The 14,625-nt window shown below is 60.0% G+C and carries 13 protein-coding genes; 8 read left to right on the plus strand and 5 right to left on the minus strand.

Annotation, left to right across the window (positions count from 1 at the left end; all coding sequences use genetic code 11):
- Positions 1 to 164 precede the first annotated feature (164 nt).
- Both J9788_RS18120 and J9788_RS18125 read left to right on the plus strand, forming a co-directional pair.
- Positions 165 to 1,133 (plus strand): threonine/serine dehydratase, encoded by a 969-nt coding sequence (locus J9788_RS18120; protein ID WP_182265608.1) that lies wholly within the window; start codon positions 165 to 167, stop codon positions 1,131 to 1,133.
- Positions 1,120 to 2,061 (plus strand): ornithine cyclodeaminase family protein, encoded by a 942-nt coding sequence (locus J9788_RS18125; protein ID WP_182265607.1) that lies wholly within the window; start codon positions 1,120 to 1,122, stop codon positions 2,059 to 2,061. The genes J9788_RS18120 and J9788_RS18125 overlap by 14 nt, the downstream gene beginning before the upstream one ends.
- A 25-nt stretch (positions 2,062 to 2,086) precedes the next feature.
- Here the strand turns inward: J9788_RS18125 and yidA are convergent, their stop codons facing one another.
- The 5 genes from yidA to dnaA form a co-directional block, all read right to left on the minus strand.
- On the minus strand, positions 2,087 to 2,902 hold the full coding sequence (yidA, locus tag J9788_RS18130) for a sugar-phosphatase (protein ID WP_046898761.1): 816 nt from the start codon (positions 2,900 to 2,902) through the stop codon (positions 2,087 to 2,089).
- 124 nt (positions 2,903 to 3,026) lie between these two features.
- Positions 3,027 to 5,441, minus strand: a complete 2,415-nt coding sequence (gene gyrB / locus J9788_RS18135; RefSeq protein WP_046898760.1) for a DNA topoisomerase (ATP-hydrolyzing) subunit B — start codon at positions 5,439 to 5,441, stop codon at positions 3,027 to 3,029.
- Between the two features lie 18 nt (positions 5,442 to 5,459).
- Positions 5,460 to 6,545, minus strand: coding sequence for a DNA replication/repair protein RecF (gene recF, locus J9788_RS18140; protein WP_004933895.1), 1,086 nt, complete (start codon positions 6,543 to 6,545; stop codon positions 5,460 to 5,462).
- Positions 6,546 to 6,590: 45 nt separating this feature from the next.
- Positions 6,591 to 7,691 (minus strand): DNA polymerase III subunit beta, encoded by a 1,101-nt coding sequence (dnaN, locus tag J9788_RS18145; RefSeq protein WP_004933892.1) that lies wholly within the window; start codon positions 7,689 to 7,691, stop codon positions 6,591 to 6,593.
- Between the two features lie 4 nt (positions 7,692 to 7,695).
- Positions 7,696 to 9,090 carry a chromosomal replication initiator protein DnaA gene (gene dnaA / locus J9788_RS18150; RefSeq protein ID WP_080491961.1) on the minus strand — a complete coding sequence of 465 codons (1,395 nt, stop codon included), beginning with the start codon at positions 9,088 to 9,090 and terminating at the stop codon, positions 7,696 to 7,698.
- A gap of 682 nt (positions 9,091 to 9,772) precedes the next feature.
- Here dnaA and rpmH point away from each other — a divergent pair.
- The 6 genes from rpmH to J9788_RS18180 all read left to right on the plus strand — a co-directional run bounded on the left by rpmH (position 9,773) and on the right by J9788_RS18180 (position 14,560).
- Positions 9,773 to 9,913: a 50S ribosomal protein L34 gene (gene rpmH / locus J9788_RS18155; protein WP_000831330.1), complete on the plus strand. Its 141-nt coding sequence runs from the start codon at positions 9,773 to 9,775 to the stop codon at positions 9,911 to 9,913.
- Between the two features lie 17 nt (positions 9,914 to 9,930).
- Positions 9,931 to 10,290, plus strand: coding sequence for a ribonuclease P protein component (gene rnpA, locus J9788_RS18160; protein ID WP_004933883.1), 360 nt, complete (start codon positions 9,931 to 9,933; stop codon positions 10,288 to 10,290).
- A complete protein-coding gene (gene yidD / locus J9788_RS18165) occupies positions 10,254 to 10,511 on the plus strand; it encodes a membrane protein insertion efficiency factor YidD (RefSeq protein WP_004933881.1) in 258 nt (85 codons plus the stop codon). Before rnpA ends, yidD begins: the two co-directional genes overlap by 37 nt.
- 2 nt (positions 10,512 to 10,513) lie before the next feature.
- Positions 10,514 to 12,151 (plus strand): membrane protein insertase YidC, encoded by a 1,638-nt coding sequence (gene yidC, locus J9788_RS18170; protein WP_033645144.1) that lies wholly within the window; start codon positions 10,514 to 10,516, stop codon positions 12,149 to 12,151.
- A gap of 96 nt (positions 12,152 to 12,247) precedes the next feature.
- Positions 12,248 to 13,612 carry a tRNA uridine-5-carboxymethylaminomethyl(34) synthesis GTPase MnmE gene (gene mnmE, locus J9788_RS18175; RefSeq protein WP_164057672.1) on the plus strand — a complete coding sequence of 455 codons (1,365 nt, stop codon included), beginning with the start codon at positions 12,248 to 12,250 and terminating at the stop codon, positions 13,610 to 13,612.
- A gap of 147 nt (positions 13,613 to 13,759) precedes the next feature.
- Complete coding sequence (locus tag J9788_RS18180) at positions 13,760 to 14,560, plus strand: MBL fold metallo-hydrolase (protein WP_182265606.1); 801 nt, start codon at positions 13,760 to 13,762, stop codon at positions 14,558 to 14,560.
- Positions 14,561 to 14,625 lie beyond the last annotated feature (65 nt).

Genomic DNA, 14,625 nt, shown 5'->3' on the forward strand with positions numbered 1-14,625 from the left:
AATAAAAAATTGTGCCGCTAAACGCCAGGTAATGTTTATTTTCACCGCATACGCGATGCGTACCCCCCGGCCATTTCCACTTTCTGGCCGGGTTGCCCGACGGGGTTTACAATCAATACAAAAAAGTACAAACTGGATTTTAAGTCTAAAAATCCGGAGCCGGTATGAACCCCCTTTTCGATGCCATTGTTTCTGCCCATCAGCAACTGCGCCCTCAGGTGCGAGTCACGCCATTGGAGCGCAGCGTGCTGCTATCTCAGCAATTGGGTTGCGAGCTGTATTTGAAATGCGATCACCTGCAGCACACCGGTTCCTTTAAATTTCGCGGCGCCAGCAACAAGCTGCGGCTGCTGGATAACGAGCAACGCCGGCGCGGCGTGATCGCCGCCTCTACCGGCAACCACGGTCAGGCCGTCGCTTTGGCGGGGCAACTGATGGGCGTTGGCGTCACGGTTTATGCGCCGGAGACGGCGGCGAGCATCAAGCTCGACACCATTCGCGCGTTGGGCGGCACCGTGGAATTGGTGCCGGGCGATGCGCTGAACGCCGAACTGGCGGGGGAACAGGCCGCACGCGAACAGGGGAAAACCTATATCTCGCCGTATAACGACGAGCAGGTGATCGCCGGCCAGGGCACCTGCGGCATGGAGCTGGTTGAACAGCTCACCGATCTGGACGCCGTGTTCGTGGCGGTCGGCGGCGGGGGCTATATCGCCGGCATCGGCACCGTTCTGCGGCAACTGTCGCCGAACACGCAGCTTATCGCCTGCTGGCCGGAAAACGCCACCAGCCTGTACAGCGCGCTGGAAGCGGGCCATATCTTCCCGGTGGAAGAGCAAGAAACCCTGTCCGACGGCACCGCCGGCGGCGTCGAGCCGGGCGCCGTGACCTTTCCGCTGTGCCAACGGCTGATCGACCGCAAAGTGCTGGTCAGCGAGGCGGAGATTAAACACGCGATGCGCCGGATAGCCGCCAGCGATCGCTGGATTATCGAAGGCGCGGCCGGCGTGGCGCTGGCGGCGGCGATCAAGCTGGCGCCGGAATACCAGGGTAAAAAGGTGGCGGTGGTGCTGTGCGGCAAGAACATCGTGCTGGAGAAATACCTCAAGGCCATCGCCGATGCACATCCTTAATCGGCAGCAAATCCTCGCCGCGTTCGACGCCGAGACCATAACGCCGCTGCTGAAGCAGGGTTTTATCGCCTACTCGCAACAGCGGGTGCAACAGCCGCCGGTGCAGCATTTCCTGTTCGAGCGGGCCGACGGCGACTGCTGCATCAAGTCCGCCTGGTTGGAAGGCGACGAACTGTTCGTGGTCAAGATCTCTACCGGTTTCTATCGCAATGCCGAACACGGCCTGCCGAGCAATCAGGGGCTGATGATGGCCTTCTCCGCCCAGACCGGCGAGCCGCAGGCGCTGCTGCAAGATGAAGGTTGGCTGACCGCGCTGCGCACCGCCCTGGCCGGCCGCATCGTCGCCGAGCTGTGCGCGCCGCCGCATATCCAGGCGATCGGCATTATCGGCACGGGCCTGCAGGCGCGGCTGCAGCTGCAATGCCTGAAACCGGTGACCGATTGCCGCGAGGTATGGGTGTGGGGGCGAGACGAACAGGCGCTGGCGGCGTATCGGCGCGATGCCGAAGCCGAGGGTTTTCGGGTGCGGGTTACGCAGAATGCGGCGGAACTGGCGGCGCACTGTCAGCTGATCGTCACCACCACGCCCAGCCGCGAGCCGATATTGCAGGCGGCGGATATTCGGCCCGGCACGCACATCACCGCCGTGGGCGCCGACACGCCCGGCAAGCAGGAACTGGCGACCGAGCTGGTGGCCCGCGCGGACGCGCTGCTGGTCGATGCGCTGGCGCAGTGCGCGGACTATGGCGAAATCGCGACGGCTTATCGGCAAAACAGGCTGATTTCAACGCCAATCGTCGAAATTGGCGCCGCCTTGGCGCAGGGAGGGCGGGTACGATGCGAGCCGCAGCACATCACCATCGCCGATCTCACCGGCTTGGCGATTCAGGATCTGCAGATCGCCAAAGGGGTGTTGGCGAAAGTATGAAGGGGCGCCGCAGCGCCCCGCGTTATCAGACGTTGAGCACGAACTTCTCGATAGCGCGCGCCACGCCGTCTTCGGTATTGGCGCTGGTGACAAACTGCGCCACCGCTTTCAGCTCGGGAATGGCATTGCCCATCGCCACGCCGACGCCGGCATATTCGATCATCGCCGTATCGTTGGCCTGATCCCCCAGCGTCATGATGTTCTCCCGCGCCACGCCGAGATGCTCGGCCAGCATTCTCACCCCGGCGCCTTTATCGACGTTTTTGTGCAAGATCTCAAGGTAGTAAGGCGCGCTTTTCAGGATGGTGTAACGCGCGCGCGTTGCTTCCGGGATGCGCGCGATAGCGCTGTCCAGCAGCTCCGGCTCGTCGATCATCATCACTTTAGGAAAACGCATCTGGCGATCCATCTCTTCCACGCTGCGGTATTTCAGCGGAATGCCAGTCATTTCCGCCTCGTGTATGGTGTACTTGCCGATGTCCTTGTTCGGGGTATACAGGGTATCGAAATCAAACGCCTGGAAGTGAACGCCGAACTCGCGCGCCATCTGCTCGAAATGCAGATAATCCTCAAAGCCCAGCGTTTCTTGCAGAATGCAGGCGCCGTCGGCCGCACGCAGCACCAGCGCGCCGTTATAGGTGATACAGAAATCACCGGGGCCTTGAATGTCCAACTGGCGCAGATAATCCTGCACGCCGACATAAGGCCGCCCGGTGGCCAGCACCACGTGCACCCCTTTGCGCCGCGCTGCTGCGATAGCCTGCTTTACCGCCGGCGTGATTTGATGCTGCGGATCCAGCAACGTGCCGTCCATGTCGATCGCAATCAGTTCAATAGCCATTCAACGCTTCTCCCAGTGGTTTTTATTCATGCTAACGCGTTTCAGCCTCGGCTGTCAGCGCCAAAAAAGGCCAAAAAAAATCCGCGCGGGTCGCCCGGCGCGGATTTTCACAGCCATTAACGCATCAGATATCGATGTTCGCCGCTTTCAGGGCGTTTTCTTCGATAAAGGCGCGACGCGGTTCAACCGCATCGCCCATCAGCGTGGTGAACAGCTGATCGGCAGCGATGGCGTCCTTGACGGTCACACGCAGCATGCGGCGGCTTTCCGGATCCATGGTGGTTTCCCACAGCTGCTCCGGGTTCATCTCGCCCAGACCTTTATAACGCTGCACCGACAGGCCGCGGCGCGACTCTTTCACCAGCCACTCCAGCGCCTGTTCGAAGCTGTCTACCGGCTGACGGCGTTCGCCGCGCTCAATGAACGCGCCTTCTTCGATCAGCCCGCGCAGCTGCTCGCCCAGCTGGCAGATCTTGCGGTATTCACCGCCGTGGATGAAGTCGAAGTCCAGCTTATAGTCGGTATCCACGCCGTGGGTGCGGATGCGCAACGCCGGCTCGAACATCTGGCGCTCGCGGTTCTCGAAGATCACGAAGTCATAGCTGCTGCCGTGCTGCTCTTTGTCGTTCAGCGCCTGCACCAGCGACGCGATCCAGGTTTTCACCTTGGCTTCATCGCTGAGATCGCCTTCGTTCAGCGTCGGCTGGTAGATCAGGCTGTTCAGCAGCGCGCGCGGGTAGCGGCGCTCCATGCGGCCAATCAGCTTCTGCACGCCGTAGTGCTCGGCCACCAGTTTCTCCAACTGTTCGCCGCCGAGCGCCGGTGCGCTGGCATTGGTGTGCAGCGTAGCGCCGTCCATCGCGATGGCGATCTGGTACTGATCCATCGCCTCGTCATCTTTGATGTACTGTTCCTGCTTGCCTTTCTTCACCTTGTACAGCGGCGGCTGTGCGATGAACACGTGGCCACGCTCGATGATTTCCGGCATCTGGCGGTAGAAGAAGGTCAACAGCAGCGTACGGATGTGCGAACCGTCGACGTCGGCATCGGTCATGATGATGATGCTGTGGTAACGCAGCTTGTCCGGGCTGTACTCGTCGCGACCGATGCCGCAACCCAGCGCGGTGATCAACGTCGCCACTTCCTGCGAAGAGAGCATTTTGTCGAAACGCGCTTTCTCGACGTTGAGGATTTTCCCCTTCAGCGGCAAGATAGCCTGATTCTTGCGGTTGCGCCCCTGCTTGGCAGAGCCGCCCGCGGAGTCCCCTTCCACCAGGTACAGTTCGGACAGCGCCGGATCGCGTTCCTGGCAGTCCGCCAGCTTGCCCGGCAGGCCGGCCAGATCCAGCGCGCCTTTGCGGCGGGTCATCTCACGCGCTTTACGCGCCGCTTCGCGTGCGCGCGCCGCGTCGATGATTTTGCCGACCACGATTTTCGCGTCGCCCGGATTCTCCATCAGGTAATCCACCAGCTTCTCGTTCATCAGCGTTTCAACCGCGGTTTTCACCTCGGAAGAGACCAGTTTATCCTTGGTCTGAGAAGAGAACTTCGGATCCGGCACCTTCACCGACACCACGGCGATCAGGCCTTCACGCGCGTCATCGCCGGTGGCGCTGACTTTGGCCTTCTTGCTGTAGCCTTCCTTCTCCATGTAGCTGTTCAGCGTACGGGTCATCGCGGTACGGAAACCGACCAGGTGCGTGCCGCCGTCGCGCTGCGGAATGTTGTTGGTGAAGCAGTAGATGTTTTCCTGGAAACCGTCGTTCCACTGCAGCGCCACTTCCACGCCGATGTCGTCTTTCACGGTGGAGAAGTAGAACACGTTCGGGTGGATCGGGGTTTTGTTCTTGTTCAGGTACTCGACAAACGCCTTGATGCCGCCTTCGTAATGGAAGTGGTCTTCACGGTCGGTGCGCTTGTCCTTCAGGCGAATAGACACGCCGGAGTTGAGGAAGGACAGCTCGCGCAGACGCTTGGCCAGAATGTCGTACTCGAATTCGGTCACATTGGTGAAAGTTTGGTGACTCGGCCAGAAGCGCACCATGGTGCCGGTCTGCTCGGTTTCGCCCACCACGGTCAGCGGCGCCTGCGGCTCGCCGTGGCTGTAAGTTTGTTCGTGCACTTTGCCTTCGCGACGGATCACCAGCTCCAGTTTCTCCGACAGGGCGTTAACCACCGAGACGCCCACGCCGTGCAGGCCGCCGGAAACTTTATAGGAGTTGTCGTCGAATTTACCGCCGGCGTGCAGCACGGTCATGATGACCTCTGCGGCTGAAACCCCTTCTTCCGGGTGAATGCCGGTCGGAATGCCGCGGCCGTCATCCTGCACCGATACCGAGTTGTCGGCATGGATGGTGACCTGAATGTCACTACAGTGGCCCGCGAGCGCTTCGTCGATAGCGTTGTCCACAACCTCGAATACCATGTGGTGCAGACCGGTGCCGTCATCGGTATCGCCGATATACATGCCCGGGCGCTTGCGCACCGCATCCAGCCCTTTTAATACCTTGATACTTGAGGAGTCATAAGAATTCGACATCAACGTTTCTCGCTCATTTTAGTCCTGTGGTTGAACCTCTATTTTACCCTGTTCCACGCGGAACATCTTGCCCTTTTCACCGGCCATGTCGGTCACTTGTTCAGCGCTGACCGCGCTGACAAAAACCTGGGCCTGGGTGGCTTTCAGGCGATCGGCCAGCAACCGGCGACGGCCGGTGTCCAGCTCGGAGGCAAAATCATCAATCAGATACAGGCAACGCCGCCCGCTCTGCCGGGTGAGAAACTCACCCTGCGCCAAGCGCAACGCGCACATCAGCAGCTTAAGCTGACCGCGCGATAACAAATCCTCTACCGGCGTGCCGTCGGCACGAATGCGAAAGTCCGCTTTATGCGGCCCCACCGCGGTATAGGTCAACGCCCTGTCGCGCTCAAACTGGCGCTCCAGCAGCTCGCCGTAGTCGCTCTCTTTGTCCCAGCCGCGCTGGAAGGAGAAGCTCAGGGCGAATTCAGGCAGAAACTGCGCGCAGGTCGCGGTGATATCCGCGGCGATCGCGTCGCTGTATTCCGCCCGCCATTCGCTGATGCGCTCCGCGAGCGGGATCAGTTCCTGATCCCAGGCGCGGATCTGCGCATAGCGACTCACCTGGCGCAGCGCGGCATTGCGCTGCTTCAGTAACCGTTTCAGGTTGCTCCAGGCGGTGAAAAAACCGGGTTCGTTATGAAAACAGCCCCAGTCCAGGAAAGCGCGCCGGAATTTCGGCCCGCCGTTCAGCAGGGTAAAACCTTCGGGGGTGATCAGCTGCATGGGCAGCAGCTGCGCCAGCTCGGCCACCTTGTGGCCGTCGCTGCCATCGATGCGTACTTTGCTGTCACCCTGACGGCTCTTGCTCAATCCTACCGACAACTCGCGCTCCGCGCCTTCGATGCGGCCATGCAGCACGAACTCCGGTTGGTCGTGGCGGATCACCCGACCGGCCTGCAGACTGCGAAAGGCGCGGCCATGGCCGAGCGTATACACCGCCTCCAGCACGCTGGTCTTGCCGCTGCCGTTAGCGCCGACCAGGAAGTTGAATCCCGGCGCCAGCGCCAAATCCGCCGCCTCGATATTGCGGAAATCTTTAATCAATAAACGCGTCAGAGCCATGCAATCTCTTTACCGATGACGGTGCTGTAATTCAAGGTAACGAGACTACAACCGCATTGGCATGACAACGTAGGCCGCCGCCTGGCTGGCGCCGTCTTCGATCTGCACGCTGGAGACCGAGTCGGTCAACAGCAGGCGCACGTCTTCACACTTGAGCGCGTTCAACACGTCCAGCACGTAGCTGACGTTGAAGCCGATCTCCATCTCCGCGCCGTCGTAGCTGACGTCGAGGATCTCTTCCGCCTCTTCCTGTTCCGGGTTGTTGGCGGTGATCTTCAGCTGATTCTGGCTGACGTACAGCCGCACGCCGCGGAATTTCTCGTTCGAGAGAATGGCCGCGCGGGCGAACGCCTGCTTGAGCAGATCGCAGCCGGCTTCCAGCGTTTTGTCCGGGTTCTTCGGCAAGACGCGGCGATAGTCAGGGAAACGGCCGTCAACCAGCTTGGACGTGAAGATGAAATCGCCGACGTGGGCGCGAATGTTGTTGCTGCCGATCTGCAGCTGCAGCAGCGAATCGCCGCCGTCCAGCAGACGCACCAGCTCCATCACCCCTTTACGCGGCACGATCACCGAATGCGACGGCAGCTGCTGGCCGATCGGCATCGAGCACACCGCCAGGCGGTGGCCGTCTGTCGCGACGGTGCGCAGCTCTTCGCCTTCGGTTTCAAACAGCATGCCGTTCAGGTAGTAACGCACGTCCTGATGGGCCATCGAGAACTGGGTGGCTTCGATCAGGCGCTTCAGCGTCGCCTGCGGCAAGGTGAATTCCACCTCGCTCTGCCAGTCGTCCAGGTTCGGGAAGTCCGCCGCGGGCAGCGTGGACAGCGAGAAACGGCTGCGGCCGGATCGCACCAGCATGCGCTCGCTCTCCAGCGTGACGGCGATCTCTGCCCCTTCCGGCAGGCCACGGCAGATATCAAAGAATTTGCGCGCGGGCACGGTGGTCGCGCCCGGCTCATGCGGCTGGGACAGGGCGACGCGCGCCACCATCTCCATCTCCAGATCGGTGCCGGTCAGCAGCAGGGAGCCTTCCGTCACCTGCAACAGCAGGTTGCCCAGGATCGGCAAGGTCGGGCGGCCGCCCAGCGGGCTGCTCACCTGTTGCAGTGGTTTTAGCAGATGCTCACGTTCAACGATAAATTTCATAGCGCTATGAAGATAATGTTCTGATTAAATTGGAGAAATCTTCTTTGATGTCGTGACTTTCCTCACGCAGCTGCTCGATCTTCCGGCAGGCGTGCAACACCGTGGTATGGTCGCGGCCACCAAACGCATCGCCGATTTCCGGCAGGCTGTGGTTGGTGAGTTCCTTCGCCAGCGCCATCGCCATCTGGCGCGGGCGGGCAACGGATCGCGAACGCCGCTTGGACAGCAAATCCGCGACTTTAATCTTGTAATACTCCGCCACCGTCTTTTGGATATTGTCGATGGTGACCAGCTTTTCCTGCAGCGCCAACAGATCGCGCAGCGCTTCGCGCACGAAATCGATGGTGATGGCCCGGCCGGTAAAGTTGGCGTTGGCGATCACGCGGTTCAGCGCCCCTTCAAGCTCACGCACGTTGGAACGCAGGCGCTTGGCGATGAAGAACGCCACTTCGCCCGGCAGGCGAATGTCGTTTTCGTCGGCCTTTTTCATCAGGATCGCCACGCGGGTTTCCAGCTCCGGCGGCTCGATCGCCACCGTCAGCCCCCAGCCGAAGCGGGATTTCAGACGATCTTCCACCCCGTTGATCTCTTTAGGGTAGCGATCCGAAGTCAGGATGATCTGCTGATTGCCTTCCAACAGGGCGTTAAAAGTATGGAAGAACTCTTCCTGCGAACGCTCCTTGTTGGCGAAGAATTGGATGTCATCGATCAGCAGCGCGTCGACCGAACGGTAGTAGCGCTTAAACTCTTCGATGGCATTGTTCTGCAATGCTTTGACCATGTCCTGCACGAAGCGTTCCGAGTGCATGTAGACCACTTTGGCGTTGGCCTTGCGCGCCATGATGCCGTTGCCGACCGCATGCAGCAGGTGAGTTTTACCCAGGCCGGTGCCGCCATACAGGAACAAAGGGTTGTAGGCGCCGCCCGGATTGTCCGCCACCTGGCGAGCCGCCGCGCGCGCCAGCTGGTTGGACTTACCCTCGACGAAGTTGTCGAAGGTGTGTTTAGGGTTGACGTTGGAGCGGTAAGAGAGCTCGGGCTGCGCCGCCGCGTTGTCCCAGCTCGGACGCGAAGGCGCGGCCATGCGCGCCGCCGGAGCCGCAGGAGCGCTGCTGACGCTGGCGGTCACGGTCTGGCTGATCACCTGCGTGATCGGCTTGCTGCCGACTTCAAAACGCAGCAAAGGCGCATCCGTGCCGCAGAAATCATTCAGCAGACCATTGATATTGTTTAAGTACTTATCGCGAACCCAATCCAGCACAAAACGGTTAGGCGCGTACAGCGCCAGGGTGTTGTCACTCAGTTCCGCCTGCAATGGGCGAATCCACATACTAAATTCTGTGGCAGGTAACTCATCCTGCAATCGGGCAAGACACTGCTGCCAAAGCGAAAGTGACACGGCGGACTCCACTCGAACAAGATCAATAAAGAAAAGAAACGGGCAACTTTTTTATAACTCATGATTTTTGACACATACCCGGCATCGGCTGTTTGCCTGTGGGGGATGCGAACCGCCTTTCACGGTTTGTGTCCCTCACGATCCCGGCATGAGGGATCGCGATCGGAATGACGGATCATAGCGCAATCCGCGCAAGAGATCCTCCCCTTCCTCACAGATTAGATCCATTTTATCCACAGGCCGCGGCCGGCGGCGATCTTTTCGCCGCCGGCGCCGAATGACCGCGCAGATCCCGGCCGCTGCGCCGCATTTTTTACATTGTCAACCGGTTATACCCTGTTATCCACGTCGGATCCTGGGATCGCGCGCAAAGGATCTCACGGGGATCCTTGCGATTTCACCCCGAGTCCGTATAATCTTCGCCCTACGTGTGATACCTGGTTCCTTATGGTGCGTCATTAGCCAGACAGGATTCTGCGGTGACCACGGGCCAAGATCGGATATTGTTCCGTTATTGGCAGACAACCAGGTAGGCTGGCGCGATGCGAATTGACTCAGGACTGTACAATTATTACAATCCCGCTTCTTTATGTATTGCGATTGAGGCGTCGGTCATCTTCACGCCGAGTAGCCAAACGCGTTTACTGATCAGTAATTATTTTAAGTTTAGGTAGAAATCGCTATGAAACGCACTTTCCAACCGTCCGTATTGAAGCGCAACCGTAGCCACGGTTTCCGTGCTCGTATGGCCACCAAAAATGGTCGTCAAGTTCTGGCCCGCCGTCGTGCGAAAGGCCGTGCTCGTCTGACTGTTTCTAAGTAATAAAGCTAACCCGCTGAGTGGTTAAGCTCGCTTTTCCCAGGGAGTTACGTTTGTTAACTCCCACTCATTTCACTTTCGTCTTCCAGCAGCCACAACGGGCTGGCACGCCGCAAATCACCATCCTCGGCCGCCTGAACCAGCTGGGGCATCCCCGCATCGGTCTTACCGTCGCCAAAAAACACGTCAAACGCGCGCACGAGCGTAATCGGATCAAACGCCTAACCCGCGAAAGCTTCCGTTTGCGCCAGCACGAATTACCGGCGATGGATTTTGTCGTGGTGGCCAAAAAGGGGATAGCGGATTTGGATAACCGCGCGCTGACGGAAGCTTTGGATAAATTATGGCGTCGCCACTGTCGCCAGGCTCCCGCATCCTGATCGGGCTGGTGCGGGCCTATCAGCTCGTCATCAGTCCGCTGCTAGGGCCTCGTTGTCGCTTCCAGCCGACATGCTCTCATTACGCAATTGAGGCATTAAGCAGGTTTGGCATGATAAAAGGCAGTTGGTTAGCATTGAAACGCGTATTAAAATGCCACCCTTTGAACCCAGGTGGCGATGATCCGGTGCCGCCAAAAACCGACGATAACAGAGAACACTAACGATGGATTCGCAACGCAATCTTCTCCTCATCGCTCTGCTGTTCGTGTCTTTCATGATCTGGCAGGCATGGCAAACGGACAACGCTCCGCAGCCGGCCGCACAGACCACGCAACAGACTTCGAACGCAGTAGCCGGTGATGCCGCCAGCCAGGCCGTGCCAGCCAGTGGTCAGGGTAAGCTGATTACCGTGAACACCGACGTGCTGTCACTGACCATCAACACCCGTGGTGGCGATATCGAGCAGGCTAAACTGTTGGCCTACCCGGAAACTCTGGGTTCATCGACTCCGTTCCAACTGCTGGAAACCACTCCGTCGTTCGTCTATCAGGCGCAAAGCGGCCTGACCGGTAAAAACGGCCCGGACAACCCGGCCAACGGCGAGCGCCCGCTGTATCAGGCGGCGCAGGACAGCTACACCCTGCCGGAAGGCCAGGACGAGCTGCGCATCCCGCTGACCTACACCGATAAAGACGGCGCGGTCTACACCAAGACCTTCGTGCTCAAACGCAACCACTATGCGGTCGGCGTGGATTACAGCATCGACAACAAAGGCGCGGCGCCGCTGGAGCTGACCCTGTTCGGCCAGCTGAAGCAGACCACCGAATTGCCTAAGCACCGCGACACCGGCAGCAGCAACTTCGCGCTGCACACCTTCCGCGGCGCGGCGTACTCGTCCAGCGAGGACAAGTACCAGAAATACGCGTTCGACAAAGACGAAAACCTGAGCGTCACCACCAAAGACGGTTGGGTCGCCATGCTGCAGCAGTACTTCGCCACCGCGTGGGTACCGGCGACCAAGGGTGACAACACTTTCTACACCGCCAAACCGGGTGACAACCTGTCCACCATCGGCTTCAAATCTACCCCGGTCGTGGTGCAGCCTGGCGCTCAGCAGCAGCTGAACGCGACCCTGTGGGTCGGCCCAGAGCTGCAGGACCAGATGGCCCAACTGGCGCCGCACCTGGACCTGACCGTGGATTACGGCTGGCTGTGGTTCATCTCCCAGCCGCTGTTCAAACTGCTGAAGTTCATCCACGGCTTTATCGGCAACTGGGGCTTCTCCATCATCATCATCACCTTCATCGTGCGCGGCATCATGTACCCGCTGACCAAGGCGCAGTACACCTCGATGGCGAAAATGCGCATGCTGCAGCCGAAGCTGCAGGCGATGCGCGAGCGCATCGGCGATGACAAACAGCGCATGAGCCAAGAGATGATGGCGCTGTACAAGGCGGAGAAAGTGAACCCGCTCGGCGGCTGCCTGCCGCTGATCATTCAGATGCCGATCTTCCTGGCGCTGTACTACATGCTGATGGGTTCGGTCGAGCTGCGCCACGCGCCGTTCGCCCTGTGGATCCATGACCTGTCGGCGCAAGACCCGTACTACATCCTGCCAATCCTGATGGGCGTGACGATGTTCTTCATCCAGAAGATGTCGCCGACCACCGTGACTGACCCGATGCAGCAGAAAATCATGACCTTCATGCCGGTGATCTTCACAGTGTTCTTCCTGTGGTTCCCGTCCGGTCTGGTGCTGTACTACATCGTCAGCAACCTGGTGACCATCCTGCAGCAGCAGCTGATTTACCGTGGTCTGGAAAAACGCGGTCTGCACAGCCGCGACAAGAAAAAAAGCTAAGCGTATTGTAGGGGTTCGGCGCGCCGACCCTTGCAGTCACCCCAAAGGCGGTCATTAGACCGCCTTTTTGCATCTTAATCGTCAGAGAGAACCGTTATGAGCACCACCGATACCATCGTAGCCCAAGCCACCCCGCCGGGACGCGGCGGCGTCGGCATTCTGCGCATTTCCGGAAGCAAGGCCAAAGACGTCGCCCAGGCGTTGCTCGGCAAGCTGCCGAAGCCGCGCTACGCTGACTATCTGCCGTTCCGAGACGCTACGGGCGCCACCCTCGATCAGGGCATCGCGCTGTGGTTCCCGGGGCCGAACTCCTTTACCGGCGAAGACGTGCTGGAACTGCAGGGCCACGGCGGGCCGGTGATCCTCGATCTGCTGCTCAAGCGCGTGCTGGCGCTGCCCGACGTGCGTATCGCGCGGCCGGGCGAGTTCTCCGAGCGCGCGTTTCTCAACGACAAACTCGATCTGGCGCAGGCCGAAGCGATCGCCGATCTGATCGACGCCAGCTCCGAGCAGGCGGCGCGTTCGGCGATGAACTCGCTGCAAGGCGCGTTCTCCACCCGCATCCACCAGCTCGTGGAAGCGCTCACTCACCTGAGAATCTATGTGGAAGCGGCGATCGACTTCCCGGACGAGGAAATCGACTTCCTGTCCGACGGTAAAATCGAGGCGCAGCTCAACGACGTGATGGCGGATCTGGACAACGTGCGCGGTGAAGCGCGCCAGGGCAGCCTGCTGCGCGAAGGAATGAAGGTGGTGATCGCCGGGCGCCCCAATGCCGGCAAATCGAGCCTGCTCAATGCGTTGGCCGGGCGCGAGGCGGCGATCGTCACCGATATCGCCGGCACCACCCGCGACGTCTTGCGCGAGCATATCCATATCGACGGCATGCCGCTGCACATCATCGACACCGCCGGCCTGCGCGACGCCAGCGACGAAGTGGAACGCATCGGCATCGAACGTGCATGGAACGAGATCGAACAGGCCGACAGGGTGCTGTTTATGGTTGACGGCACCACCACCGCCGCCACCGAGCCGGCGGAGATCTGGCCGGAGTTTATGGCGCGCCTGCCGGACACGCTGCCGATCACCGTGGTGCGCAACAAAGCCGACATCACCGGTGAAACGCTGGGTATGACGGAAGTGAATAACCACTCACTTATTCGCCTGTCGGCCCGCACCGGCGAAGGCGTCGATGTGCTGCGCGATCATCTTAAACAGAGCATGGGCTTCACCAGCAACATGGAAGGCGGCTTCCTGGCACGCCGTCGCCACCTGCAGGCGCTGGAACTGGCAGCACAGCATCTGGTGCAGGGCAAAGAACAGTTAGTGAGCGCTTACGCGGGGGAGCTGCTGGCCGAGGAACTGCGCCAGGCACAGCTGGCCCTGAGCGAAATCACCGGCGAATTCACCTCCGACGATCTGCTGGGCCGCATCTTCTCCAGCTTCTGCATCGGCAAATAACACCGCCAGACGCCTTCACGGCCGGAACAAACCCTTGTTCCGGCTGTTTTTCTTTTCCGCTCTCGCTCTGCGCGCCGGCTCACAGAGCCGCCGCAGCGCCCCGCGCTATACTGGCCAGTCAGGAATCTCTCTCAGGAACGAGTCAACATGGCATTGACCCTCAAGGTACTGCTGGAAAACCGCCGCGCCGCCGGCGCCAACCCGCTATTGCAGGCCAAGGCCGGGTTAAGCCTGCTGATTGAGGATGATACGACGTCCATACTGTTCGATACCGGCCCCGACGACAGCTTTCTGCACAATGCGGCGCTGATGGGCGTCGATCTCTCCCGTATCACCGCGACGGTGCTCTCCCACGGCCACTATGACCACTGCGGTGGCGTCGCCTGGCTGCCAGACAACAGCCGTATCATCTGCCACCCGCAGGTCGGCGATGAGCGCTATGCGGCGCTGAAGGTGCTGGGCCACACTCGAAAAATCAAAAAGCTCTCTTTGGATATCGACTACTCACGCCACCGCATGCAATACAGCCGAGAGCCGCTGGCGATCGGCGATCGCTTTATGTGGTCAGGCGAAATCACGGTGCCCACACCGCGCGCCTACGGGGTGATCGCCGGGGAGAACGCAGCGGTGGATTACGTTATCGACGAAGGCGTGCTGATTTACAAATCAGATCGCGGTCTGGTGATCGTAACCGGCTGTGGGCACCGCGGGCTCGTGAACATCGTGCGCCATTGTCAAAAAATCACCGGAATCGACAGGATCCACGCCTTGATCGGCGGTTTTCATCTGCGCTGCGCTTCCCCGCACACGCTCTGGCGCGTCCGCCGTTTTTTGCGCCAGCATCAGCCGGAAAAGATTATGGGCTGCCACTGTACCGGCGTCTGGGGCCGGCTATGGCTGCCAGAAGGGATCGCGCCGGCCACCGGCGACAGCTGGATCCTGGAATAACGCCTGCGCCGCTCATCACTGAAACCGGCAACAAATCGGATAAAACGCATAGTGTTTTTTGATGA

This window comes from Serratia sp. X10, assembly GCF_017811775.1.
Lineage (GTDB): Bacteria > Pseudomonadota > Gammaproteobacteria > Enterobacterales > Enterobacteriaceae > Serratia > Serratia ureilytica.